Origin of the sequence: Thioclava sp. 'Guangxiensis' (genome assembly GCF_045348365.1) — a bacterium.
Classification (GTDB): domain Bacteria; phylum Pseudomonadota; class Alphaproteobacteria; order Rhodobacterales; family Rhodobacteraceae; genus Thioclava; species Thioclava kandeliae.
The window spans coordinates 56,592-81,392 of the sequence record NZ_CP155822.1 but is presented as its reverse complement, the minus strand read 5'-3'; the positions used below and the strand labels follow the sequence as shown (position 1 = coordinate 81,392).

General features: G+C 60.9%; 18 protein-coding genes, 2 pseudogenes and 1 other annotated feature. Of the genes and pseudogenes, 13 read left to right on the top strand and 7 right to left on the bottom strand.

Annotated features, from left to right (window positions below):
* The first annotated feature begins 116 nt into the window (after positions 1-116).
* The 5 genes from ABEB22_RS00330 to ABEB22_RS00310 are packed head-to-tail and all read left to right on the top strand — an operon-like array spanning position 117 to position 9,133.
* Entirely contained in the window at positions 117-6,203 is a 6,087-nt protein-coding gene (locus ABEB22_RS00330; protein ID WP_406870593.1) for a hypothetical protein, read from the top strand.
* On the top strand, positions 6,200-7,114 hold the full coding sequence (locus ABEB22_RS00325; RefSeq protein WP_349295778.1) for a hypothetical protein: 915 nt from the start codon (positions 6,200-6,202) through the stop codon (positions 7,112-7,114). Before ABEB22_RS00330 ends, ABEB22_RS00325 begins: the two co-directional genes overlap by 4 nt.
* Positions 7,114-8,160: a pyocin knob domain-containing protein gene (locus ABEB22_RS00320; RefSeq protein ID WP_349295777.1), complete on the top strand. Its 1,047-nt coding sequence runs from the start codon at positions 7,114-7,116 to the stop codon at positions 8,158-8,160. Before ABEB22_RS00325 ends, ABEB22_RS00320 begins: the two co-directional genes overlap by 1 nt.
* Positions 8,161-8,170: 10 nt before the next feature.
* Positions 8,171-8,506: a hypothetical protein gene (locus ABEB22_RS00315; RefSeq protein WP_406870592.1), complete on the top strand. Its 336-nt coding sequence runs from the start codon at positions 8,171-8,173 to the stop codon at positions 8,504-8,506.
* Between the two features lie 42 nt (positions 8,507-8,548).
* A complete protein-coding gene (locus tag ABEB22_RS00310; protein WP_406870591.1) occupies positions 8,549-9,133 on the top strand; it encodes a hypothetical protein in 585 nt (194 codons plus the stop codon).
* Positions 9,134-9,340: 207 nt separating this feature from the next.
* Here the strand turns inward: ABEB22_RS00310 and ABEB22_RS00305 are convergent, their stop codons facing one another.
* On the bottom strand, positions 9,341-9,949 hold the full coding sequence (locus tag ABEB22_RS00305) for a hypothetical protein (protein WP_406870590.1): 609 nt from the start codon (positions 9,947-9,949) through the stop codon (positions 9,341-9,343).
* 175 nt (positions 9,950-10,124) lie between these two features.
* Here ABEB22_RS00305 and ABEB22_RS00300 point away from each other — a divergent pair, with 175 nt between their 5' ends.
* The 3 genes from ABEB22_RS00300 to ABEB22_RS00290 are packed head-to-tail and all read left to right on the top strand — an operon-like array spanning position 10,125 to position 11,387.
* Positions 10,125-10,841, top strand: coding sequence for a lysozyme (locus ABEB22_RS00300; protein WP_406870589.1), 717 nt, complete (start codon positions 10,125-10,127; stop codon positions 10,839-10,841).
* Positions 10,823-11,197, top strand: coding sequence for a hypothetical protein (locus ABEB22_RS00295; protein ID WP_406870588.1), 375 nt, complete (start codon positions 10,823-10,825; stop codon positions 11,195-11,197). The genes ABEB22_RS00300 and ABEB22_RS00295 overlap by 19 nt, the downstream gene beginning before the upstream one ends.
* Complete coding sequence (locus tag ABEB22_RS00290; protein WP_406870587.1) at positions 11,187-11,387, top strand: hypothetical protein; 201 nt, start codon at positions 11,187-11,189, stop codon at positions 11,385-11,387. The genes ABEB22_RS00295 and ABEB22_RS00290 overlap by 11 nt, the downstream gene beginning before the upstream one ends.
* Positions 11,388-11,530: 143 nt before the next feature.
* On the opposite strand, the pseudogene ABEB22_RS00285 reads toward ABEB22_RS00290, so the two are convergent.
* The 3 genes and pseudogenes from ABEB22_RS00285 to ABEB22_RS00275 form a co-directional block, all read right to left on the bottom strand.
* Positions 11,531-12,702 (bottom strand): annotated as a pseudogene (locus ABEB22_RS00285) (IS3 family transposase).
* Positions 12,306-12,421, bottom strand: a sequence feature (AL1L pseudoknot). (Overlaps the previous pseudogene by 116 nt.)
* Before the next feature lie 59 nt (positions 12,703-12,761).
* Positions 12,762-12,938 carry a hypothetical protein gene (locus ABEB22_RS00280; protein WP_339112298.1) on the bottom strand — a complete coding sequence of 59 codons (177 nt, stop codon included), beginning with the start codon at positions 12,936-12,938 and terminating at the stop codon, positions 12,762-12,764.
* A gap of 33 nt (positions 12,939-12,971) precedes the next feature.
* On the bottom strand, positions 12,972-14,504 hold the full coding sequence (locus ABEB22_RS00275; RefSeq protein ID WP_406870586.1) for an FAD-dependent oxidoreductase: 1,533 nt from the start codon (positions 14,502-14,504) through the stop codon (positions 12,972-12,974).
* Between the two features lie 66 nt (positions 14,505-14,570).
* Between ABEB22_RS00275 and ABEB22_RS00270 the strand changes: the two genes are divergently transcribed.
* Entirely contained in the window at positions 14,571-15,053 is a 483-nt protein-coding gene (locus ABEB22_RS00270; protein WP_339112300.1) for a MarR family winged helix-turn-helix transcriptional regulator, read from the top strand.
* Between the two features lie 185 nt (positions 15,054-15,238).
* Here ABEB22_RS00270 and ABEB22_RS00265 read toward each other — a convergent pair.
* Positions 15,239-16,623: pseudogene (locus ABEB22_RS00265) on the bottom strand (IS1182 family transposase).
* A 150-nt stretch (positions 16,624-16,773) separates the two neighbouring features.
* Here ABEB22_RS00265 and ABEB22_RS00260 point away from each other — a divergent pair.
* The 4 genes from ABEB22_RS00260 to ABEB22_RS00245 all read left to right on the top strand — a co-directional run bounded on the left by ABEB22_RS00260 (position 16,774) and on the right by ABEB22_RS00245 (position 20,707).
* Positions 16,774-17,634, top strand: coding sequence for a DUF4433 domain-containing protein (locus tag ABEB22_RS00260; protein ID WP_406870585.1), 861 nt, complete (start codon positions 16,774-16,776; stop codon positions 17,632-17,634).
* The gene (locus ABEB22_RS00255; protein ID WP_406870584.1) at positions 17,589-18,668 is read left to right on the top strand and encodes a macro domain-containing protein; all 1,080 of its coding nucleotides are present in this window, start codon (positions 17,589-17,591) and stop codon (positions 18,666-18,668) included. The genes ABEB22_RS00260 and ABEB22_RS00255 overlap by 46 nt, the downstream gene beginning before the upstream one ends.
* Before the next feature lie 344 nt (positions 18,669-19,012).
* A complete protein-coding gene (locus ABEB22_RS00250; RefSeq protein ID WP_406870583.1) occupies positions 19,013-20,032 on the top strand; it encodes a DUF4062 domain-containing protein in 1,020 nt (339 codons plus the stop codon).
* Positions 20,033-20,350: 318 nt separating this feature from the next.
* Positions 20,351-20,707: a hypothetical protein gene (locus tag ABEB22_RS00245; RefSeq protein ID WP_406870582.1), complete on the top strand. Its 357-nt coding sequence runs from the start codon at positions 20,351-20,353 to the stop codon at positions 20,705-20,707.
* Between the two features lie 827 nt (positions 20,708-21,534).
* On the opposite strand, the gene ABEB22_RS00240 is transcribed toward ABEB22_RS00245, so the two are convergent.
* Positions 21,535-23,529, bottom strand: coding sequence for a cellulose synthase catalytic subunit (locus ABEB22_RS00240; RefSeq protein ID WP_339112309.1), 1,995 nt, complete (start codon positions 23,527-23,529; stop codon positions 21,535-21,537).
* Positions 23,526-24,788, bottom strand: a complete 1,263-nt coding sequence (locus tag ABEB22_RS00235) for a hypothetical protein (RefSeq protein ID WP_406870581.1) — start codon at positions 24,786-24,788, stop codon at positions 23,526-23,528. The genes ABEB22_RS00240 and ABEB22_RS00235 overlap by 4 nt, the downstream gene beginning before the upstream one ends.
* Between the last annotated feature and the right edge of the window lie 13 nt (positions 24,789-24,801).

Sequence of the window (24,801 nt, the reverse complement as noted above, 5' to 3'; positions counted from 1 at the left end):
CTGCTGAGCCGTCTGGGCGTTCTTCAAAGATTTACAAGATCGCTGCCTCGCGCGGCACTAACCCCAAGGGGCGGACCTCACGGTCTGCCCCTTTTTCTATGCGAAAGAGGTGTGCCATGGCGATGGGCCAGATGGGTGCGATCCAGGCGAAGCTCGGGCTGGACCTGAGCCAGTTCCAGTCGGGGGCGCGGGCGGCGAGTGCCGAGGCGCAGAAGATGGCGGGCAATATCAATCAGGCCTGGGCGGGGGTGCGCAATTCGGTCGAGGTGAAGGCCGCGCGGTCGTTCGACCAGCTGCGCGCCTCGATCGATCCGGCCTTTGCGGCAAGCCAGCGTTACGCCGACATCCAGCGTCAGGTGGCGGGGTTTGTCGACAGCGGGGTGGCGAGCCAGCGGGCGGCCAATCAGGTGCTCGAGCAGGCGGCGGCCAGGTATCTCGGCGTGGCCACGGCGTCCGATCGCGCGGCACAGGCGGCGCGGGCGGGTGAAGCGGCACAGGCGGAGGCCGCGCGCACGGCCCAGTCTGCTGCACGGAGCTACGAGAGCCTGCGCGCCTCGGTCGATCCGCTTTTCGCCAGCTCGCAGCGCTACAAGCAGGCGGTGGAGGTGCTCAATGCCGCGCAGGCGGCGGGGGTGGTCGATGACCGCGCGCGGGCCAATACGCTGCGGCTTCTGGGCGAGCAGCTCTCGGCCACGAGCGGCGTGATGCAGCGCACAGGCGGGATCTCGGGGCGGATGTCTTCGGCCTTCTCCAATGCGTCGTTCCAGGTGCAGGACTTCTTCGTGCAGATCGCGGGCGGCACCGATGTGATGCGGGCCTTCGCCATGCAAGCCCCGCAGCTGCTGGGGGCTTTGGGCTTCTCGGGCAAGCTGGCGATGATCGGGAGCGCCTTGGGCACGCTGGTAGCCGTGGGCGCGGTGGTTCTGCCGATGCTCGGGGATTTGGGCCGCAAGGCGAAGGATATGGGCGAGGCGGTGGGTGACCTCGAAAGCTCGCTCGGCGATCTGCGCGCGGCCCTCGATGTCGCGGCGATCCCGATGGCGGCGCTGCGCAAGGAGTTCGGGCTCAATGCCGAGGCCGCGCGGGAGATGAACCTTGCCATGTTGGATCTGGCCCAGCTGAAGGCGATGAATGACCTTGATGCCTCGACCGAGGCCTTGCGCACCCGCTTTGCCGATCTCGTGGCGCAGGTGGACCGGTTCGATGCGGCGACCCGTCAGGCGGGCGGCGCGCTGCGCGATGACTTCCTGACCATGGCGCAGACCAGCATCCGCCAGCTGCAGAGCCAGTTCGGGCTGACGATTATTCAAGCGCGCGGCGTGGCCGATGCGATGTCTAAGATCAACTCCGGCGATGTCGATCAGGTGGCGGCCGGCGCCAAGGATCTGACACAGGTGCTCATGGCGGTGAAGGATAGCGCGGGCCGCATTCCGCCTGATCTGCAGGAGGCGGCTGAAGCGACCATCAAGACAGGTTTGGCGGCGATGCGGCTGGCGGGCTATACCGAACAGGCCGAGAAGATCGCGGCTAATCTGCCGGTGGGGCTCAACAGCGCGGCCGATGCCGCGCAGCGTCTGGCCTCGGCCATGGCGGCCGCGACCGGCTTTTCGGCCAATCTCGACAATCAGATCGCCATGCTCGATGTGCAGATCGAGGCCACGCGCAACAAGCAGAACGTGGCCAATGCCACGCGGATCGCAGGGCTCGAGCTGGAAGCCCAGGCGCGGCGTGATGCGGCGGTGGCCGCGGGCGAGGATGCGCTAGCGGCCGATGCGCGGCTTGCCATCGATCAGGCACAGATCAAGACGATGTCCGACAAGCTCGCGACGCTCGATCAGCTGACGGCGGCCCAAAAAGCCTCGACCAAGGCGGGTACGGCAGGCGTCAAGGCCGCGCAAAATCTCGCGAAGGCGCAGGCGAAAGAGGCCGAGCGCTGGCGCGATCTGATCGATCCGATGAACCGCTATCGCCGCGAGCTGGGCGAGCTGACGGCTCTGGCGAAGGAAGGCCTTCTGACGCCCGAGGAAGTGCAAAAGGCCATGGCGCAGCTCAATGCCGATCTGGCCGATAGCCTGCCGCTGGTGGGCGACCTCACAGACACGCTGGTCGATGGGCTCTTTACGGGGTTCCGGACCACTTTGGGGAGCATTGGCGATATGTTCAAATCCTGGCTCAAACAGATGATCGCCACGGCGGCCAAAAACCGCATTCTGGTGGCAATGGGGGTCACGGGCGCGACCGGAGTGGCCGGCACGGCAGCGGCGGCTTCAGGTTCTGCGGCGGGCGTCATGCCCGGCGGCAGCCTCGGCTCGATCGCGACCAGCGGGCTGGGGCTCGCGGGTGTCATCGGCACCTCGGTCAATGCCTTCATCTCGGGCGCGGGCGGGCTGGTCACCAGCCTCACCGGCGCGGGCGGTGGCTTGGCGGCGGCCGGCACCTATCTCACCTCCGTTCTGGGCGGGGCGACCTCCGGGATTGCGGGTCTCTCGGCCGCGATCGGGGCCATCGCGCTGCCGGTGGCGGCGGTGGGCTTTCTGATCTCGGGGCTGATCGGCAAGACCAAGGTGCTCGACACGGGCATCCGCGCGCTGATCGGCGGGAGTGATGTGACGGTGCAGACCTATGAACGGATCGAGAAGTCGAAGTTCTGGGGTCTCTCCAAATCGAAGCGCACGACCTACTCGGCGGCGTCCTCAGAGATCGCCGATCCGATCCGCCAGGCCGTCTATGGCGTGCAGGACAGCATTGCCGTCGCGGCTTCGGCTTTGAATATCGGGGCGGAAGCTTTCGATGGCTTTGCTTATGAGCTGAAGTTTTCCACCAAGGGGCTCTCGGAGGACGAGGCGCTGGAGGTGCTGCAGGACAAACTCACAGAGTTGGGCGACGCCTATGCAGGTCAAGTGACGGGGCTCGAGGCATTTTCGGCTTCGGGCGAGGGGGCGATGGAAACGATCAACCGTCTGGCCTCGGCTCTGCAAACCGTCAATGCCGCGATGGATACGCTGGGCAATAGCTTCCGCGCGACGGGGCTGGTGGGGGCTGATATGGCCAGCCAGCTGACGCAGCTCTTTGGCGGCGATGAGGCCTTCGGCACGGCTGTGAGTACCTATTACGAGGCGGTCTATTCCGAGAGCGAGCGGCTCGCCACGCTGACCTGCCAGACGACCGAGGCGCTCGCCGAGATGGGCCTCGCGATGCCCGAGAGCCGCGATCAATACCGCGCGCTGGTCGATGCGATGGATCTGACCAGTGCAGGCGGGCGGGAGCTCTGGGCGACGCTTGTCGGGATGGCGGGGGTCTTTGACGAGATCCTGCCGCAGGTCTCGGCCTTCACCGCGCAGATCGAGGCGCTCTCGGGGCAGGTCTCGACTTCGCTCGATGGCGCGATCACTGCCTATACGGCGGCGCAACAGGCCTCGGCGCAGGCCGCGACCAATTGGTATAAGGCGGCCGACAGTATCGCCGAGTTCGTGGCCGAGATGCGGGGGACGGCTTCGGCAATGACCTCGCCGCAATCGGCGCTGGCCTTCTCGGCCGCGCGCTATCAGAGCACGCTGGCCTCGGCCAAGGCGGGCGATCTCGATGCCACAAGCGGGCTGACCGGTGTGGCGCAGACCTATCTCGATCGAGTGTCTGCCACGGCCACCAGCGCGCTCGATGTGGCCCGCGCCCAGGCGCGGGTGGCGTCTGATCTGGGGCAGGTGGAAGGCATTGCCCAGATCGAGGGGGCGAAGTCCGAAGCGATCGCCAGCCTCACGCAGGCCCAGGTCGATCTGATGACCGAGGCGCGGGACTATCTCGCGGCCGGCAATGCGTTGACCGAGGAGCAGATCACTACGCTCGAGACCCAGCTGGGCAGCCTTGATGACGCGATCCAAGCTGCCGCCGAGATCAACTATGCGAGCCTGCAGAAACAGATCGATCTGGCCATCGATGTGGTCGAGGATGCGAAGATCCCCGATTACCTGAAGGCGATGCTGAGGGACTCGGCCTCGGGCGTGACCCGCTATGTCGACTTCATCACCCGCTCCGACCTCTCGGCTGATCAGAAATGGCTCGCGCTGACAGGCGCCTCGGAACATGTGAAGACGATCAGCCTGATCGCGGATCAGGGGCAGATCAGCGGGGATCTTCTGGATCTGGCACTCACCTCGGCCGATACGCTGGTCAAGACCATCAGCTATATGTCGGGGACGCTGCTGCCGGCGGACCTGCAGGCGCTGGCGCTCGAGGATGCCTCGAGCCTTCTCAAATCGATCCGCTGGGTGGCACAGAGCCTGCCGGCGGATCTGCGGGCGATCGTGTTCAACGATATCGATGCGCTCGACAAGGTGATCAACTTCCGCGTCGGGCAGTCGGTCCCGGGCACGGTGCAGAAGCTGGCCCTGGGCGAGGCGGAAGAGTTCCGCCGGATCCTCGATCTGGTCTCGGGCAAGCTGGTCTCCTCCCGAGTGCAGGCGCTGGCGCTCGACGATCCGACCGGCTTCCGGCGCAGCCTGTCGATCGTGGCAGGTGTGCTGCCCTCGGGGCGGGTGCAGACGCTGGCCCTCGATGCGGCCAAAGCCTTCACGCGTGTGCTCGACTTCCAGCTCGGGCGCACACCGCAGGCGAAAATCTGGTCTCTGGCGCTGGCCACCACCTCCAAGCTGCAGAAGACGGTGAACCTGCTGACGGGCCGCACGCTCGATGCCGAGACCATGCGGGTGGCGCTCGCGGGCAATAGCGAGCTGGCGCGGGTGGTGAATGTGGCGCTGTCTTCGAAAGCCGATGCACGGGCGGTGACGCTCGCGCTCGGTAATCTTGGCGCCTATGCGGTGACGGTGAATGCGGCCTTGGGCAAAGGCATCACCGGCGATCTGCGGCAGCTCGTCTTTGCGGGGCAGGGCAGCTATGCGGCGATGATCGAGGCGGCCTTCTCGAAAGGGCTCACCGCCGATCAACGCCGGATCCTGCTCACCCAGCAGGGCGGCTATATTGCGCGGATCACGGGCGTGCTGGCGGGCAACCAATCGGCGCAGATCAAGGCGCTGCTTCTGAATGCCAACACCTCGGCTGCGCGGGCAATCACCATCCGCGCGGCGTTTGCCAAAGGTCTGAGCTCGGATCAGCGGGCGGCGCTCTCGAGCGCGGCGCTGACCGTCTCGCGCATCATCGCCGGCACGGTGCGGCTGGGCTCGCTCTCGGGCGACCAGATCCGCATGCTCAGGGCCGCAAGCGGGACACTGACCCGCACGCTGAAGGGCACGGTCGATCTCTCGGGGCTGACCGCCCAGCAGCAGAGCCTGCTGGCGGCGGTCTCGGGCAGCACAGCGGGCAAGATCACACTGGGCGGATCCTTCCGCTTTGATCCGAGCTCGGCCTTCGCGAGCCTGATGACCAGCTCGGTCAAGGCGCCGATGGAGGCCGCGCGGGCCAGCATGGTGGGGCTGCGTGCGAGCCTCACCAGTCTTCGCAGCGCAGTGATTGCGCAGAGCGATCTGCTGAAAGCGCAGCAGAAACAGGCGCAGGTGGCTGCCGCACAGGCGAGCTATGACAGCCTGATGGACCAGCTGGCGAACTTCACGCCCGATCAGGCGGTGGGGGCGCCGAGCAAGCTCTCGACATGGTCCTCGGGCGGGCTGGCCGCACTGGCCACCTATCAGGTGGGCAACAAGACCTTCAGCGCGCAGGACACGCAAAAGCAGCTGGTCATGCTCGACCGGAAGGAAGACAGGGCGACCTACAATGCCATCGTCGCGCAGCTCAACACCACAGCCTATGAGCAGGCGATGGCCTATGCCACGCGGCTCAATGATGCGGCGGCCGCGAGCGACCTGAAGGAACAGGCGCTCGAGACCTCGCTGCAGGAGGCGGCCCGCGCGCTGCGCGATCTCGGCGTCGATATCGAGATCCCGCAATTTGCGGCGGGCGGCCATCACGCGGGCGGGCTCAGGCTCGTGGGCGAGAAGGGCCCCGAGATCGAGGCCACGGGCGCCAGCCGGATCTGGTCGGCCGATCAGACCCGCCGGATGCTCTCGGGCGGCGGCGGCGGGCAGGGCGGCGGCGGGCAGGGCAGTGACACGGCGCTCGTCGCAGAGGTGAAGGCGCTGCGCGAGGAGTTGGCCGGTATGCGCAGCGAACAGCGCCAGCTGGGGCTGAGCGGCACCAATGACATGCGCAAGCTGCGCATGATCGAAGAACGGCGGGAGGCCGAGACGCAATGACACAAGCCCTGATGATCATCCCCGTGCCCTTGGGCGCGGGGAATATGCAGGCCTCGAATGTGGCCGAGGATGACTATGGCAATTGGGCCTCTGGCACGGCCTATGCGGTGGGCGATCGGGTGATCCTCACCGCCACCCATCGCATCTATGAGGCGCTCGCGCCCGGATCGGGCGTGCATCCGGTCTCGGGCGCGAATGCCGGAGATTACTGGGTGGAGGTCGGCTCGACCAATCGCTGGCGGGCGTTTGACGCCACGCTGGGGCAGGCCACCACGCGGGGAGAGAGCATCACCTATACGCTGGGGCTGCCCGCGCGGGTCGATGCGATCGCCTTCATCGATCTGGTGGCGATCTCGCTGCAGGTGGTGATCCGCGATGCGGGCGGCGGCGTGGTCTATGACCGCACGGCCGATCTCCTCGACACAAGCCAGATCCAGAGCTGGGCCGACTTCTTCACCTATGAGGACACATTCGACCCGGAGCAGGTCTTTGTCGATCTCGGCGCGCTTTCGGGCTTCACGCTCGAGATCACCATCTCCAATCCGGGCGGCACGGCCTCGGTGGCCGAGATCGTCATGGGGCGGGGCGAATACCTGGGCGATGTGCTCGATGGCTCGCGCTCGGGCTTTACCGATTACTCGCGTCGCGAGACCGATGACTATGGCAATGTCTCGATCGTCAAACGCCCGACGGCCCGCAAGGCCGAATGGCAGCTGGCCTTTGCCTCCTCGGCCAACCGCCGGATCCAGCGCGCGCTCGAGCAGGCGCGCGGGGCGCCGGCTTACTTCTACCCGGGCGATGGCATGACGCCTTTTGCCCTCGCCGTCTACGGCGTGGCCGATGACTTCTTCCCCGCGCTCTCGGGCGGCGGGCGCACGATTGCAACCCTTACCCTGACAGGAGTGGCCTGATGGCAAAACCCACCTATACCCCACCACCCAACGAGGCCCCGATCCTCGGAGATCCGAGCTTTGCCGCCAAAGCCCAAGGGTTCCTCGGCTGGTTCCCCGTCATGGGCGAGTACATGCAGGGCATGGGCGAGTGGATCGAGACGATGATCGGCGATGTGCCCTCGGACAATATCGCGGCCTTCGCGCATCTGGGAGGGGCGGCCAACAAGCTGCCCTACTTCACAGGGGCCGGCGCGATGGCCATGGCGGATCTGACGGCAGACGGGCGCAGCCTGATCGGCCAGAGCGGGGTGCTGAAGGCGTCGGGTGCGCTACTCGCGGGCACCGGTGTCACGCAATCGAACTACGACACGACTGCCAATCGTCTGCTGAAAGTCGGTGATGCCGGAATTCTCGGAAAAGCGTATAATGCAAATGGATTGAGCTCTTCGTTCAATTGCGATGACGCGCCGAGCGGGATGTGGATGTCCATCAGTCCCTCCGCGACTAACTCGCCTTATGTGGGCGGAAGTGGGATGGCTGGGTTCTTATACACCCTCGAGTGGAATACGGGTGTAAAAACCCAGACATTCATCGCGACTTCCCCGGCATCCGTCGCGGGTCGCGAATACCGACGCAGCTATGATGGGAGTGCTTGGAGCGCTTGGAGCGTGGTCTATGGCGGTGATAGCGCAATAACGTCGTCCACAGCGGATGGTGTGCAGCCGCTCTTCCAGCGCGGATCAAACTCCAATGGCGAATATGTGCGCTTTGTCGATGGGACGCAGATTTGCTGGCGGCGCTCTTCTCACAGCGGATATACTTGGACAACTGCCGATGGTGCCCTGTTCATGCAGGGAAGCTCCTCCAACTGGACTTTCCCCGCAGCGTTTTCAGCGATCCCATCGGTTAGTGGCGCTGCAGAGACTGCGGCGGCATCTATCACGGGAGTGGCATTCGGTACTGCGACGACAACCGTGGTGCCTTTCCGGCCATGGAGCTCGACCTCTTTATCGGGGTCGGTTGAGAAATATGTGCACACTTGCGCTGTCGGCCGTTGGAAGTAAGGAGCAGACCTTGAATATCATCTTCTCACCCATCGTCCGCCGTCCGGGCACCGATTACGAACTCCACATGCTGTCCGTGGAGGGCGACACGCTAACCGTCAACGGCACCGAGTTCACTCTGACTGCGCTGGAATACGATGAAGAGACGGGCCTTGCCGGCTACATCCTGAGCGCCACGCGGGATGCGACAGACGGTTGGACCGTCACGCTGCTGCTGCCGATCGGCGACAATGCCTCCGAGGCGCAGCGCTTCCCCGAGCCGGTCACCGTGACCAGCGGGCCGGTGCCGCTGCCGGCGCCGCCCGAGGAAGAGGCCGAAGAGACCACTACGGCAGAGGCCGAATAACCCGCCCCCGAGGCGGGATTTTTTATGAGCATGAGGCAAGACATGGATAAGACACAGGCGCGCAAGGCGGGGAAGTTCTTCGGCGACGAGCTGGCGAAGTTCGCTGTGCGCTGGATGATTGGGGCGCTCACCGTCGTGATGGTGTGGATCTTCACGCCGGTGAAGGAACGCGCTTTGCGGTTCTGGGAGCTTCCCGATCGGGTGGATGGTTTCGAGACAAAGCTCGATACCGTGACCAAGGCAGTTGCTTCGGCCACGGGCGCGGATCGGGTCATCCGTGAGCCATTCGGCATGGCCTATATCGAGGAACCGGTACAACAGGGGCAGAACGTGGTGCTGCATCTTTTCGTGCAGCGTACAGAGTTGGGCGAGGGGTGCCAGCTGAGGCAATGGGTGCCGCTGTTTCGCGATGTGACGAATGTGGATCTTCCGGGCATGCGCGCGTCCTCGGCACCGATCCAGCAGATCGGCACGGATCTCTCACGCGTCAGGATCGAACTGATCCCGCCAGCGGCGCTCTATCCGGGGCGTATCACGGTCCAGCTGCAGCTGCAGTATGACTGTGACGGGAAGCTCATTCCCGAGAAGACCAAGCCGGTGGCCTATCGTCTGCTGAAGAAGGGATGAAAAAGGCGCGGCTCGCTGCCTGCGACCGCGCCTTAGTGCTCTCTACGGAGTAGGTGTAACATAGCCCAGAGCCCTGCACGAATTAGGGCAACGCTTTGCCCTGACAAGATCCGATTTTTTGCTCCGCCATCGAGCGGGGATTGATCGGCTTGGTTTCTTTGTCGTGTTCGTGAAGCGGCGATATGAGCACACAAGGAGGTTTGTTATTTAGGTTCCGCTGTCTTCGTGTTGCTGGAATGGCAGGACGACTGCAGCAACGAAGAGGTTAATGAACAAGACCAAGAAGCAGACTGCCGTGTAAAATGACATTTTCTGAAAGATGAGAGGGCACGCCGATGTGCCAGGCACAAAACGACAAAGAATGAAAACAGCAATAATCAGCAGAACACCAGCTATCGCGCCGGACAAGTGGAGTTCGAATTTCCGCAGCTTTTCGGAGGCGAGCGACAAAATCGTAGCGGCGCAGACGAGAATGCACAGAATAGTGCCTTCGGACATCTGATCGTCCGCCATGACATTGGACACAAGGTGATCTAGGTCCGGAAGCGAGGACTTCCGTAAGCTGATATTGATCAACGCAATTGCGGCGGCCATCAAACTGCAGATTTTTGCGGCAGCCTTCTTTGCCGGTCGAGATAAGACTGCCGCACTGCCGATAAATAGAAGCGCAATGCTAACGGCTGTGCTGGGCACCATTGCTGCATCTGGAAATCGGATTAAGGCCTGAAGATTCAGGCTCCATCCCAAGATGTTAAATACGACGACGAGCGAGCCGCAGACAAAGAGGGCTTCTCTGGCGTGACGTCGAACGGACACAGGTTGATGTCTTAGCATGCAAACAGGCCATAACTGAAACTACGCCGAACGCGGCGATTCGTACATAAATATCAAATTTTTGGGCTTGATGAGTGAAATTTATCGATCACCTCAGGAAGTCTAAATTCAACCTTACGCCCCGCCATCGAGCGGGGCTTTTTCATGGAGAAATGGAATGTTCAAACTCTTGCCCGACTGGCGCGAGGTGCTTCTTCGCGCCTGGTCGATCCGCCTGATCCTGTTGACGGCGGTGCTCTCCGGCCTCGAGGTCGTGGTCTCGCTTCTCGATGCCGATCTTCTCGGCATGCCGCCCGGGGCCTTTGCCGCATTGGCGGGCCTCATCTCGATCGCGGCCACCATCGCGCGGCTGGTGCAGCAATCCGGCATCTGGTCCGAGGATCTCGCCCGCGACGAAAGCGGGGGGCTGCGCAAGCGGCACGCGGCGGGCGTGGCCGGTGTGGCGACCGCCATTGCGCTCGCGATCACCACGATCGCGCCTTGGGAAGGCAGAGAGCTGCGCGCCTATCGCGATATCGTCGGCATACCCACAATCTGCTTTGGCGAAACCGAAGGCGTGAAGATGGGCGATGTGGCAACCGACGCTGAGTGCTGGACGCAGCTCGCCACGCGCGTGGCGCAGTTCGAGGCCGCGATCCGACCCTGTCTGCCGGCACGCCTTCCGGAGCGGACCCGCGCCGCTTTCATCAGTGCGGCCTATAATATCGGGTCACATGGCTTCTGCCGCTCGAGCATGTCGCGCCGCGCTCTAGCAGGCGATCTGCCCGGGGCCTGCGATGCGCTCCTGATGTGGAACAAGGCCGGTGGCCGCGTGGTGCGTGGCCTGACCAACCGGCGCAAGGCGGAGCGTGATCTATGCCTGTCCGGGCTGTAATCGCGGGCGCCGTCCTCTTCCTTCTGATGACTGCGAGCTTCGGGGCAGGGTGGGCCGTGCAGGGCTGGAGGCTCGGTGCGCAGCTCGCGACCAAGCAGGCGGCATGGGACGCGAAGAAATCCGCAGCCCTGCTCGCAGAGCGCCAGCGCAGCGCCGAGGCGATCAAGAAGACCAACGCCGCCAACGCGGCGCTGGCAGAGGCTGATCGGGCCCTGACCATTGCGCAGGGCGAACGCGACACAGCCCGAAGGAGGTTTATCAATGAACTTGAAGCAGATTCCGATCTGTCTGGCCTCGGCATTCCTGCTGGCCGCCTGCAGTCAATCCGCGACCACTGGTCCGGTGGTGCCCGATGAAACGCCGCGGCCGCAGGTGGTGCTGCCAGCCGCCGCCCGCATCCCCTGCGCCTCTCCGGCATCCCTGCTGGCGACAGGCGGGACGCTGGCGGATGACGCGGTGAGCATTACTCGGCTTGGCGACGAGCTGATCGCTTGTGATGGGCGGCGTCGGATTGCGGTGGAGGCGTTTGAACGTATGGTTGAATGAAGCACTCGGCCCTTTGCCGACATTCGAACTAAGCGCAGCGAAAGACTATCTCCCCCGACCTCGTGGGCACTTGAACCGCCACGGTTTTGCCGGAGGCTGATTGTCGTTAGTTACGCTGCCATGTCTTCGGTTTCCAGAGTTGCCTAGAAGTTCGCCTCTGCCTCGACTGGTGGGATATTCCCGATAGGCTGAAAAAGGCGCCGGTTGTTGAACCCGTCCACCCATTCCAGCGTGGCATATTCGACGGCCTCGAAGCTGCGCTAGAGACCACAGCGATGTGAGGTGGCCTTGTAGAGGCCATTGATGACTCGGCCAAAACGTTGTCGTAGCTGTCACTCACACTGCTGGCCTCGCCCAGTTTTTCCGTGTAACGAATGGACAGGTATTGCGACCCTCTGTCGCTATGATGGACCAGCCCCATGCCCTTTGTCGGCCGCCGGTCATGGACCGCTTGCTCCAGAGCATCAAGGACGAACCCGGTCTATTCAGAAGTGCTGGCACGCCAGCCGACGATCTTGCGCGCATAGGTATCGATGACTAAGGCGACATATACAAAGCCGGTCTAGGTGGCGACGTAGGTGAAGTCGCTCACCCAGAGCATGTTCCGCGCGGGGACGCGGAACTCGCGGTTCACCTTGTCCAGCGGACATGGGGATTTTCTGTCAGGGATCGTCGTTTTGTGCGGCTTGCCACGGATGACGCTTGAATGTCCATGTCCTTCATGAGCCTCGCCACCGTGCAACGCGCGACATCGAACCCTTCCCGGACGAGCTGCCGCCAGACCTTGCGGACGCCGTAGACGCGACAGTTCTCTTCGAAAACGCGTCGGATCTCGGGCCGCAAAGCAGCATCACGGCGCGCGCGGACCGATAACTGCGCTGGGTCGGCCCGCTTCGCCAAGTGATTATATTAGGTGGAGGGGGCGATCGACAGCACCTTGCTGATCTGCTCGACCCCATGCGCATCTCTGTGCACCTCGACGAAACCCTCCATCACTTCGGCCGGCGGTCGAGCTCCGCCATCGCAAAATAGCGCTCGCCTTGCGCAGGATCTCAATGGCCTGTCGGAGTTCTCGGTTCTCCCGCTCCAAGGCCTTCATTTTGTCAGCCATGTCGCTCGGAATGCCGACATGCTTGCCGCCGTCGATCTAAGCCTTCTTGACCCAGTCGCTTAACGTCTTCGCCGAACCCCCGATCTTCACAGAAATCGACGTGATGGCCTGCCACCGAGAGCCATGCTGCCCTTCATTGTCGTGAACCATCCGTGCGGCGCGTTCGCGCACTTCTGGGGAAAACTTGTTCGTTATCTTTCTCATGATGCTCTACCCGAATCAAGAGTTGGAGCCTCCGGCAAACCCGGGGCGGTTCAGTATCGTCATACTGCAATGACCCTTAGGTCCTTACCGTGTATGACAGGATCGAAGTCATCCCGATCAAGGTGAATAAGGTCGAGCTCATGGCCATAGTCGGCAAGGCTGGTCTGGATGCTTTCCAGAATGGCGGCGCAGTAGCTGCCCTCGTAGGGTTGTTTGAGGACAACAAGAACTTTCATGGTCGGTTTCCATCACGAAAAAGTTGGAAAGGGTCAGGCGGTGATTGGCGCCACGAGGGATGCGAAGTTGTTGATCGCCGCGATACGGTCATGGGTTGCAATTTCGCCGATGTAGCCGTCCGGTCGGATCAGGATAAGCGTGTCTGCCGCGATGCCATAAATGGACCGGAAGGAGCCCTGCGGATCGCTCAGCGAAAGCGCTTCCCCGGCCGTTCCGTCGATGGCTACGCGGGTCAGTCCGGCGCCGTTCTCGGGCCAAGTGACGGCTGCGAGTTCTGCCCGGGCTTCCTGCCCAATGGCGAACAGTGTGAAGGCTGGGCCGCGGGTTGCATCGAACAGGCGCAGGGGGGTGCGGTCCTGATCCGCGAGCTTCGCGTCGGGTGCACGGTCTCCCGATTGTAGTGTCGTGGTTGCCTCGGCTTCGGAGCTGGCCAGCGGGCCGCCCTTGTAGGTGATGCCGAGTTGCTTTTCATCCGCGCCCCGCTTGATGCTGGCAGGATCGAGCCGATTGAGGGCCTCGTATTTCGCGGTCGACAGGCCGAGCACCCGCGCGGCGATCGGTTGCCGCTCGGCCTCGTAGCTTTCAAGCAGCGTCTCGGGGGCACCGGCCAGGACCTGACCGAGCTTCCAGCCGAGGTTGTAGGCATCTTGGATGCCGGTGTTCAACCCCTGGGCCCCCATGGGCGTGTGAACATGCGCCGCGTCGCCTGCCAGGAATACCCGGCCTTCACGGTAACGCGCCGCCAGCCGGATATTGGGCCGGAAGACTGTTTTCCACTGTATGTCGCTCAGCCGCAGCTTGCCGGAGTGGGTCTGCTTCCGGAACCGCTCGTTCAACGCGGCATCGGACAAGTCGGGCGCCTCGCCCGGCTGCAGGCGGATCATCACCTGAAAGAGGTCGCCATGCGGCAGCGGGCAGGCCCCGGCAAACCGGCCCCCGAGGCCGGGCCAGACGTGCCAGTGATTGCGTCCCAGGCCTTCGATCCGGCAGTCGAGGATGATCATCCGGTCGGCTTCGTTGGTCTGCCCCTCGAAGGCGATGCCAACGCTCTTGCGTACTAGACTTGCGCCTCCATCGGCCCCCACAACATAGCGGGCGCGCAGCTCTTCGGGTCCGGAGGGGCCTGCGATCCGCGCCGTCACCCCGCTGTCGTCCTGCTCGACCCCGAGAAGTTCCGTGCCGTATTCGACCTGCACCCCGAACGGCGCGAGCTGCTTCTGAATGATCGAGTCGGTGCTGAACTGCGGGATCAACCAGGTGTCGCGGTAGGGAGTAGCGTCGCTTTCGGGCGCCGGCTTGGACATCCGCTTGGGGATTCGGACCGGCCCCAGATGGATGCCCAGAGGTGGGTAGGGAGACCCGGCAGCGAGGATGTCGTCCAGCGCGCCGAGGTCTTCGAACACTTCGAGCGACCGGGGCTGAATGCCCTTGGCGCGCGATCCGGGAAATCCGTGCGGACTCTTGTCGATGATGCGGGTGCTCACGCCGCGCCGCGCAAGGTCGACGGCAAGGGTCGACCCCGCCGGTCCCGCGCCGACGATCAGAACGTCCAGGTCTTCAAGCATTTGCAATTCTCCGTATTATGTGCAAAATACACATAATTAAATCTGTCGATTCTGCCAAGGATAAATATGCAAAATACACACATCTCGACACTTACGCGCCAACTACATATCGCGCTGCTCGATATCATGGCCCTGATGAACAACCCGCAGGTTGATGAGGAGATGCTTCGAGCATCTGGACTTAACCTCGACCGCGCCCTCTTCGCATTGCTTGTCAGCGTCGAGAGGTTCGGCCCCTTGGGTGTTGTGGAGCTGGCAGACCGCGTCGGTCGTGACTACACGACGGTTAGCCGGCAGGTGGCCAAGCTTGACGACCTCGGCCTTGTCAAGAGGCGCGGCAGTGCGCGCGACCGCCGCATCCGCCAAGCCTGCATCACGCCGCATGGGCAGTTGATGACTGACGCCGTCGATGCTGCTCGCGCCAGGATGGCCGGGGTAATATTCGAGTCCTGGGACGAGGGAGAGGTTGGGGAGCTCGTTCATCTTGTGCAGAAGCTGGCGAAAGGAATGCGCGAAGTGACCGGCTCGATACCGTTTGACACGCCATAGCGTAGATTATTGAGATCGTTAAGCGGACTTCCTCTACAACTGAACCGTCCTGCCGGTGTGGGCGGATGTTGTTGAAAAAGTCGGTCGAAATCGCCGATTTTGAGGCTCGCCGCCGCCGGGCAAGGCTATTGCGTTCGGGCGATCGCCCGTCGACCCGCCTCAAGGCGGTAATATGGCCGCTCAGCTCATGCTGCGGCCTCCTGTCGGACGCTTCGCGGGCGGAGCTTCGCGAGTTTTCGGAGATTCTGTGCGATGGCAGCGAGCAGAAATTCGTCCTTGGCGCCGTTTGGACCACGGAGCCGCAACCGTGTTAGGCCAAGAATACGCTTGAGGTGCGCGAAGAGCATCTCGACCTTCTTCCGTTTGTCGCGCGACACTTTGTAGGCCTTGGTCTTGCGGCACTCTCTGGCGAACTCGCGCGCCTCTTCATGGGGCTCACGCGTGACATACCGGGCATCGGCTTTCGGGCAGCAGATCTCCTTGGATGGACAGGCTTGGCAGGTTGCCTTCAAGCAGCGGTATTTCTTTCGCCCACCACTATCCTGGCCTCGGTTCGGATCGGAATAGTTGCGTCTGAACTGTTTGAGGGCATGGCCTTCGGGGCAGATATACTGATCATTCGTCTCGTCCCACTGGAAGTCTGAGCGGGAGAACGTTCCGTCGGTCCGTTCCGACTTGTCGATCACCGGGATGAAGGGAATGATGCTGCGCTTCTCGACCAGCCAGCCCAGGTTCTCGGCATTGCCATAGGCCGTATCGGCGGCCAGCCAGTCCGGCTTGATGCCAAAGCGTTTTTCGGTCCTGTCCAGCATCGTGCGCGCAGCTCCAACTTCGACTTGGCGGATGGCTCTTGTCGCTTCAACATCCATGATCACCGAACTCTTGGTGTCGATCAGGTAGTTGGTGGCATAGGCAAAATAGGGGCGACTTTCCTCGGCGCGGGTCCATTGTGCTGCCGGATCGGACTTGGCCACGAACTTGGGCTGGACAGGCGATGCGGCCCCGAAGCGGCGTCATCCAGTGTCTCCAGATATTCCCGTGCCGCCCTGTTGCCAGCGTCCCGCGCGGCCTCGGGGCTCCAGTCTTCCGCCGCGATGGAGCGGATCTTGTTGGCATCTGCCGAGATCAGGCTCGCATCGACCGCGAAACCTTCGCCCGACACCAGATTTTCTTTCAGGCAGCGTTCAACGGTTGTCTCGAAAACCTGCCGCAGCAAGCCACTTTCCCTGAACTTGCCATGGCGATAGCGGGAGAAGGTCGAGTGATCCGGGACATTGCCTTCCAACCCCAACCGGCAGAACCAGCGATAGGCCAAGTTCAGGTGAACCTCATCACAGAGCCGGCGCTCCGAACGGATCCCCATGACATACCCGATCACCAGCATCCGGATGATCAGTTCCGGATCGATCGAGGGGCGACCAAGATGGCTGTAGAATGGGCGCAGCGCCTCGCGCAGAGTGTCACCATTCAGGAACAGGTCGATCTCGCGCAGCATGTGATTGGCCGGGACGTGCCGCTCCAGATCGAAATCGTAAAACAGCTGCGCCGGTGCTTCTTGCCTGCCCATCATGACGAAATCCTCCAATCTCCTCATAGTCGAGTGAATCGAAAGACTTGCCGCAGCGCAACAAAGACTTTTTCAACAGCATCGGCGGAAAGCCGACTTTCTCTGCAGGCGCTAACGTACCGTGACGCGATTGCGGTAGCAGTCGTCCGATGTGTGTGGCTGGTGGATTTTCGTCAGCGGGAAGCAGCCATCTGTGAAGATATAACGTACGTTGGTCCGCTCAAGCATAGTTCTTGCTTGAAGGACATAGGGAAACCGTATCAAGTATCCGACGATGTTTTAGACGAGGGGGCAAATTTGCCGGACCGATATATATTTCGACAGGTTCATTATGAAGACCTTCCGACGTTTCTTGCAGATGGTGAGATTAGGGCGAAAAACCACTCTACGCCGCAAAGTTGCCACCAGACCTCGTATCAAGATATTGTCAATCGACGTGGTACGGGCGAATTTGAGATGCCCAACGGCTGCGTAGTCAACGACTTTGTGCCGTTCTATTTCAGCCCCATCACATCGTTTACTTATACTATTTACATGAAAAACGTACCATTGGTCTCCCCGGCGGGAGTGGAACTTCGCAAAGCATGCGAGGATGATCGGATCTTCTTGGTCAGCTCACCACAAGCATTCGTAGGTACCGGTTTGTTCACTTGTTTCAGCGACTATGCATTGAATTCAAGAGCACCGATGCCAACGATTGAAACCGACCTCACGAAGCTGGAAGAACACGTTCATTGGAACGTGTTCGATGACGACCCGAGAGTCGCTACGATTCACGAGATTGGCTACCATGGCGTTTGCCGCTGGTTCCAGGATCGCGCGACCCCGCCAGAGCGGATGACGCGCAGTTCCAAGCGGATGGCTGAGTTCTTGGTTCACAGTTCTGTACCACTGGACAAAATTGGGTGTATCGTTGTCAAAACAGATGATATGCGGGCACGACTGGAAGGGATGATGGCTGCTTCGGCATGGAACATCCCGATCCTGACAAAACGCGGGTGCTACTACGGATGACGATACGGACGAAAAAAGGAGATATGTTCGCTGAGCCTGTGGAGGCTCTGGTGAACACCGTCAACTGTGTTGGCGTCATGGGAAAAGGCGTCGCTTTGGAGTTTAAGAACAGATGGCCCGCGAACTTCCGGGCGTACAAGTCTTTGTGCGATGCCAAAGGCTTGCATCCCGGAAAAATGTTCGTGTTTGACACGAAGGAACTCTTCACCTCCGAAGGCCCGCGCTACCTAATCAACTTCCCAACGAAGGCCCACTGGCGCTCGAAGTCGAAGATGGAGTACGTCGAGGATGGCCTCGACGCGTTGGTTGAGACCATCCGAGAGCACGAAATCAGGTCCATCGCGATCCCCCCCCTTGGGTGCGGCAACGGTGGTCTGGACTGGGCAGATGTAAGGCCTCTGATCGAAGCGAAGTTGTCGAATCTCGATGATGTTGACATTGTTTTGTTCGCGCCCAAGGATGCAACTGACGCGCCTGAACATGTTCATTCGGGTCTTTCGATGACGTTCCCGCGCGCCATTCTGCTCAAAGCACTGAATGATCTTGAACGCTTTTTTGACGGATCTTTTGACAGAATTTCTCTGCAAAAAATCGCGTATTTTCTTCAAGCCTTGGGCGTGGAGTTCAAACTGAAATTCGCCCGTAATCTGCACGGCCCCTATTCGGAAACCTTGAAGCTCGCCTACGTCTCTATGGAGCGTCATGGGATGATCGACGGTTTCCTGAGGGGCGAGCGTCAATCGCACGTGACGCCCAGCGGGTGTGCATTGGCCAATGAGTATTTGAACACCACCGACCGAAAAGCTGATGATGTAATTGATCGTTTGAGCAAGCTCGTTCAGGGGTATGAAAGCCCCTACGGGTTGGAGCTTTTATCCTCTGTTCATCTGCTTGCTCATCATGAAGGTCATTTCCCTGTGGAAAAGATCATTCAAGAGATGCAGGGATGGAGTGAAGCCAAGCGGAACAAATTCAGCGAGGACGCGATTCGGGCTGCATACAGTCGCCTGAAAGAAGATGGCCTATTGAATTAGTTGCTGCCCAATGACCACCAATTTGAAAGTCAGTCAGCGGTTTTCTGCTTGCGCTTGAATGTCTATTCGGCTTGCGTGTGATTTTGCGCATGCGGCGAAGGGCAGGACCGACGGGCCGCATCGCAGCATGCAGCTCCCTCAGTGGACGTCCGCTTAGGGCCGATCGCGTAGGTAGGCTGGCGCGGCCCTCGTGATGGGGCCGCCGTACCGCCGCATGACCGCTTCGAGCTCTTAGCGGACTGTCAGGTTGTGCTGCACATGACAGGACGAAAGTTCTTACTTTTGGTCGAAGTGTGATTGTGTCATGTCATGTGAACTTAGTTTAGAAATATGAAGAGGCACTTTTGTCTTATTCCGTTCGCCATCAAGTATTTGTCAGCTCAACGTTTACCGATCTTGCGGCTGAGAGGGCTGAGGTTATCCAAGCGATTTGGGAGCTGGACTGCATACCAACCGGTATGGAGGCGTTTGTGGCATCCAACGAGGGTCAGTGGGATGTGATCAAGCGCGTTATTGATGAGTGTGATTACTACGTCCTTATTATCGGGGGACGCTACGGCTCGACGACTTCCGAGGGCATAAGTTACACAGAGAAAGAGTATCGCTACGCAAAGAAGATAGGGCTGCCGGTCTTGGCCTTTGTCCATGGCGAACCTGAGAGCATTCCAGTAGGGAAAGCCGAAAAGGATGAGGCTTCTCGACAGAAACTTGAATCCTTTCGATCCGAAGTCATGTCTACTCATCCAATAAGAAACTGGAAGACGCCATCTGAACTAGGCGGCCTTGTTTCGCGCTCGTTGGTCAGAGAAATCAAAATTTCCCCTAGGCCCGGCTGGATACGAAATGACGGTTCATCCCCAATCGCACTTTTGGAACGAATTAATACTCTTACGGAGGAAAATCGGCGGCTCCAGGATCAGCTTGATGCCCAAGAGGCTGAAGAAGACGACGATAGCCTTGAATCAGGTGACGACAAAGTAACCGTTTACGGTATCCGACGTGAAACTGATGATGGTTGGAATATTTTTGACGTTGAATGGAATGTCGAGGTTTCTTGGAACGACCTGTTCCGCGACATCGGCCCAGCGTTGATCAACGAAACCACTGAAGACAAACTGACCAACCTCATTGCGAGGTTTCACTCACTACAGCCTACCAAGAATAGTGTCCGGAGCGCGACAGTTGCTGTTGAGTGTTGGAGTGAAATACTTGTCCAGTTCCGCGCCCTCGGCCTTATGGTTCAAGGCACTAAGAAGCGTGGAGTTAATGACAGGGGAAGCTATTGGGGCATCACCCCAAAAGGTGACCGTCTGCTGATTAAGCTTCTGGCCCGCCGTAAGGCCACACCCTCGACCGCCACCTAATCACCCGGTGCAACCTCTAATGTTATCGTCCATGATGACAATGCCGCAAACGCCCGCTCCGTCCGCATCAGCTACATTCATCTTCCGAGAATGCTGCGCAATGGACGAATGGCCGGTCTGGTGAAGCTGCACCGCGGCGGTCGACTAGGGACTGAACGGCAGGAAAGGGCCGAACGCGTCGATAGGGTGGCTCAGCCCTCGTGATGGGACCGCAGCGCCGCCACATGACCGGTTTGAGCCCAAACTACATTGTTTGCATGGCGGGTCCGCTTTATTCCTTAGCAACTGACCGAAAGTAGGAATAGAAGAGAGAATGGCATGGCTTATGAAATCCATATAGAACGAGACAGTGGCCGGCCAATCAGCCTAGATGAATGGACAAAGGCCGTAAGCAGTGTTGAATACGTTAGGTTAGCAGATACGGCGACCACGATAGTGACGAACCCCGTTACTGGAGAAAAGATATCGAATCCTGTAACGCATGGAACGGCTGAACTGTTTGACCCTACTAGTCAAACTTGGATCAGAATGTTCAGATGGTTCAATGGACGGATTTCAACTCGTCCTTCCCCTGATTTTCAAACGTTCAATAGTCAGCAAAGATCAGCAATGCGGGCTTTGGCTGCGCAGCTAGGTGCCCAGATCGTGGGTGATGAAGGAGAGATTTACGAGTAGAGGGACAGTGGATTGCGCCATTCACGTGAATGACCGCTTCGTCCGGATTGGCGCCGTCGAGCAACCGGATCGTGCTGCACAGTGCCACGAATGGCTGGTTCAGTGAACTACATCACCGCGTAGATCGGCCCGATGAATGTCCGAATAGGGCCGTTTGTGCAATTTTAAGAAAGTGTCTCATTCGCTTTTCGAAGGAGATACTTTTCGCCTGATGCTCTGAACTTTTTTGTGCGCGAAAATCGAATTGGTAGGCGCGAAGTGATTTGAACCACGAATCTGCTTCTTAGAATAGGGCGGGAAGCTATTTAGACTATCTCTTTGAGATGATAGTTACGATACGCATTTTTCTCCCGTATTTTTTCTTAATATTCTGATTTTAAATAATTTTATTATGCTCTCTGGGGGCACCATTTATCAATGTCTTCACGCCTTCTGCAGCTTTCAGATTGCCGGAAAATCTTGATCTTACTTTCCCTCTCGGCCTTGCAGACCGTGTGGCGGTGGACCGAAAAGTAGCGCTGGACCCCTGTCAGCCGAATCCAGCTCGGGATCTGGTCCGACTCATCTTCCGGGGTGAACCTCTCGTCCCTGCTCGTTGGCGCTCCTTCTTCTCGTTCCGGCGGGCGAAGTGCGCATGGAAGGTCTGTTAGTCGTGGCAGTTCCTGCCAGGCATCTGAAACCGTTGATGCCTCGGAGATAAGGGGCGCTTGTCCGATCGGAAAGCTGGGTAGGACTGGATCGGGTTCACGCGGGGCCAGACAGGTGGGGTGCGTCTGTCGCCACTCGGGCGGCATGAACCTGAGGCGTTGTCGGGCCTCTCCGATAGGTCACGCCCAGAGGAGATGGCGTAGGCTATGGCCTATTGCGGGCAGCAGCTGCCCGCGCCGCGCCACGTTTTCGGGGGCTTGCGAGAAGAGATGGCGGGTCAGGGCCTGACGCGCCGCCGTATCGGGCATGAACTCCAGTCTGAGGCTCTGGCGTCCACCATGGGCGCGCAGGATCCCGATCCGGCAAGGGATCTCGGGCAGCCCGTCAAGTTCCAGAATACACACGCTGTTGGCGGTCAGCCGCTGGATGCCCTGTGCCATAGTGGCGCGGGCGTGTTCGACGCTCAGCCCTGTAAGCCGCAGATCCAGTATCTCCGAGCCGTAGCGGAGCTGGCCTGCCAGATCCATACGGATCTCCACCTCGTTGCCGGGGCGGGGGCGCTCATAGCAGATCCCGAGCGCCATGACCGAGATCAGCATCGCAACCGCCGCCCATGTCAGGTTGAAGAGATCCTTGGCCGAAGGTTCGGTGATCGCGAGCGGCCCCACCAGATTGAGTGCGATGGCCAGCCCCAGAGCCATGGAGATCGCGCCGAAGAAGGTGGCTTGCGGAATGTTCACCTTGACCGATGAATGGTCGCCGCCCTTGTCGGTGACCTTGAAGGGTTTGCCGAACGGGTTTCTGAGCGCGGCAAGGAGGGTCATGGTCACGGGAAGGGCGGTCAGCGCATGGGTGACCTCGGTCAGAAGCGGCAGCGTGCGCCCGCCCGAGACCCAAGTCGAGTAGACCCAGAAACAGATCAGCGCGGGGAGGCCGAAGCTGAGAAAGGCCAGCTCGTCCGCGTGATAGGCGGGCAGGTCGAAATACCAGTAAAGCACGGGGGCGATCAGCATTAGCGGGATGAAGGGCTTGGACAGCCATGACATCAGCCCGTGCACATAATGCAGCCGCTGGCGCAGGGTGAACCGGCCTTTGGGCGAGAGCGGCCCGTCGGGCATGCAGCCGATCTGGATCGTGCCCAGACACCAGCGCGTACGCTGGGTGATATATTCGCCCACACCCTCGGCAGAGAGCCCCACCGAGAGCCTCTCGTTCAGCCAGCGGGTCTGGTAGCCCAGCTCCATCAGCTTGTAGCTGAGCCACATATCCTCCGAGAGAACGCCCTTGGGGAACCCGCCCAACTCGGCGATCAGATTGCGCCGGACAACGAAGGATGTGCCGACGCAGAAGGCGCAGCCCACCGCGTCTTTTGCGGGCTGGAAGATATCGAAGAACACGCGCTGGTCATCGACGAAACTGTCGCTCAATCCGAAGGCATGCTGGATCGGGTCGTTGTTGTAATAGAATTGCGGGGTCTGGACGAGGCCGACGCTGGGTTCCTCGAACATGCCCACCACGCGGCGCAGGAACTGTCGCTGGGGCGCGAAATCGGCATCGAGCACGAGGATCAGATCGCCTTTGCCCGCATCATCGGTCAGCCGGTAGGCATTGTCGAGATTTCCGGCCTTGGCATGGGCATTGTCGGGGCGTGTCAGGTAATTGGCACCTACCGCCTCACAATAGGCCCGCAGGGCGGGACGGCGGGTATCGTCACAGACAAACACACGGAAATCGGGGTAATCCATCGCCAGCGCGGGCAGGATGGATTTCTCCAGCACATTGATCGGCTCGTTATAGGTGCAGATGAAGACATCCACGCGGGGCCAGTCCTCGCTGGCTTCCAGCATCGCCTCGGCCCCATCGGCAAACTCGCCATTGTCGCGATGGTTGAACAGGATGACGATCGAGGCGAGCGAATAGGCGATGGCCGCCATCTCCGCCGCCCAGAAGATCCACGGCCAGAGCCCTTTGAGCGTGAACGAGAACTCGGGCAGGGTCTGGGTGGTGCGCCAGACCGCGTAGAGGATGACCGAGAGCGCGGTGAGCGATCCAATCAGACGCCGTGGAAAGGGCCTGTCGGAGGGCAGCCCCAGTGCAAGCGCCAGCATCAGGAACAGCAGCCCGAGATTATAGGCAAGGATCGAGGACATATCCGCAAGCGTAGGAGAGATCATTGGAGAGGCTCCGGAGAGGGGTCTTGGGAAAGGGGCAGCGGGGCCGGTATGAAGGGATTGCGGTCCTGCAGGGCCAGAAGCGCCCAGGCGGTGGCCCCGAGATGCGGGCGGGGCGGATAGGTGAAGGCGATCTCCCCGCTCGATCCGATCCCGATGGAGAGGCCCGTCGAGAGGGTGGTGCCATCCGTGGCGAGAAGGTAGCCGGTCGCGGGATCGACGAGCGTCGAGAGGGTGATCATGAACTCTGTTGCCTGTGCGGTCAGACCCAGCCGGTTCAGGGTGAGGGCTGCCTGTGCCGTGCCTTCAGCCCAGATGCCGTCGCGGTCGTCGTTGAAATCCAATCCGTTCCGCCCGTTTCGGGTGACAGTGAGCCCTTTCAGGATGTCGGCCACGGTTGCAGGGCGGCCGCTGATCCGGCCCAGTTCGGGGAGTGCCAGATAGGGCCAGACCTGCACATCGAGCATCGTGCCGCCGTTCTCTGAGGGCTGCCCCTCTGGAGTGGTGCCGGTCAGGAAGGCTCCGCGCGCGGGGCGCCACATTTTCAGAACCATCTCGCGGGCGGTGGCCTCGATCCGTTCGAGCCGCGCGCCATCGTCCGGCGGCAGGGGGGGCGTGCTGGCCATCAGGGCCCGTGATAGCGCGACGATATCAAGATTGTGCTCGGTTGAGGACCATGGCGCGCGGGCAGGGTCGGGCTCGAAGCCGAAATAGCCGCCCAGATAGCCCCGCTTCATCCCGTTATCGGGGCGCATATGGTCATCGATCCAGTAGGCAAGCCCCAGCGCCGCCGCGCGCCATTTCGGGTCATGGCTGGCGGCAGAGAGATGCAGATAGGCCAACCCCACCCATGCCATATTGCCGCTCGTCGTGCCGACCTGATAGGCATCCTCGATCCAGCGCCCCTCCTTGTCCGACCAGTAACCGGGGGGCAAGGCAGGCCGGGCGGAAAGGCCCGCGCGATAGGCATTGCGCAAGCGGCCATCTCTATAACTGCGATCCGCCTCCTGCGCCTGCAGGAAGGCTGCGCCGATGCGCTGGGCCGAGGGCAGGTCCCCGCAGCCCAGAAGAGCGATCACCGCAAGGGCGTTGTCATAGACAAAGCCCGCATCGCGCAACGCCGGATCAGGCTGCGAGACGCCCGCGCCGCGGTTGGGCTGTTCAGGCCAGCTGGTCAGAAAACCCGGATCAGGCCCGGCAGGAAGGCTCGTTCGCAGGGAGGTGCATAATGTCTCCTCCAGCTCCGCAGACGGAGAGGCCATGGCAGCGGGAAAA

Bases quoted from the DNA above. Each gene is read 5' to 3' on its own strand.
- ABEB22_RS00325 (WP_349295778.1), top strand. From the start codon at position 6,200: ATGACACAAGCCCTGATGATCATCCCCGTGCCCTTGGGCGCGGGGAAT.
- ABEB22_RS00275 (WP_406870586.1), bottom strand. From the start codon at position 14,504: ATGCTTGAAGACCTGGACGTTCTGATCGTCGGCGCGGGACCGGCGGGG.
- ABEB22_RS00295 (WP_406870588.1), top strand. From the start codon at position 10,823: ATGCCTGTCCGGGCTGTAATCGCGGGCGCCGTCCTCTTCCTTCTGATG.
- ABEB22_RS00240 (WP_339112309.1), bottom strand. From the start codon at position 23,529: ATGATCTCTCCTACGCTTGCGGATATGTCCTCGATCCTTGCCTATAAT.
- ABEB22_RS00245 (WP_406870582.1), top strand. From the start codon at position 20,351: ATGGCTTATGAAATCCATATAGAACGAGACAGTGGCCGGCCAATCAGC.
- ABEB22_RS00235 (WP_406870581.1), bottom strand. From the start codon at position 24,788: ATGGCCTCTCCGTCTGCGGAGCTGGAGGAGACATTATGCACCTCCCTG.
- ABEB22_RS00270 (WP_339112300.1), top strand. From the start codon at position 14,571: ATGCAAAATACACACATCTCGACACTTACGCGCCAACTACATATCGCG.
- ABEB22_RS00280 (WP_339112298.1), bottom strand. From the start codon at position 12,938: ATGAAAGTTCTTGTTGTCCTCAAACAACCCTACGAGGGCAGCTACTGC.
- ABEB22_RS00300 (WP_406870589.1), top strand. From the start codon at position 10,125: ATGTTCAAACTCTTGCCCGACTGGCGCGAGGTGCTTCTTCGCGCCTGG.
- ABEB22_RS00320 (WP_349295777.1), top strand. From the start codon at position 7,114: ATGGCAAAACCCACCTATACCCCACCACCCAACGAGGCCCCGATCCTC.
- ABEB22_RS00255 (WP_406870584.1), top strand. From the start codon at position 17,589: ATGGAACATCCCGATCCTGACAAAACGCGGGTGCTACTACGGATGACG.
- ABEB22_RS00330 (WP_406870593.1), top strand. From the start codon at position 117: ATGGCGATGGGCCAGATGGGTGCGATCCAGGCGAAGCTCGGGCTGGAC.
- ABEB22_RS00310 (WP_406870591.1), top strand. From the start codon at position 8,549: ATGGATAAGACACAGGCGCGCAAGGCGGGGAAGTTCTTCGGCGACGAG.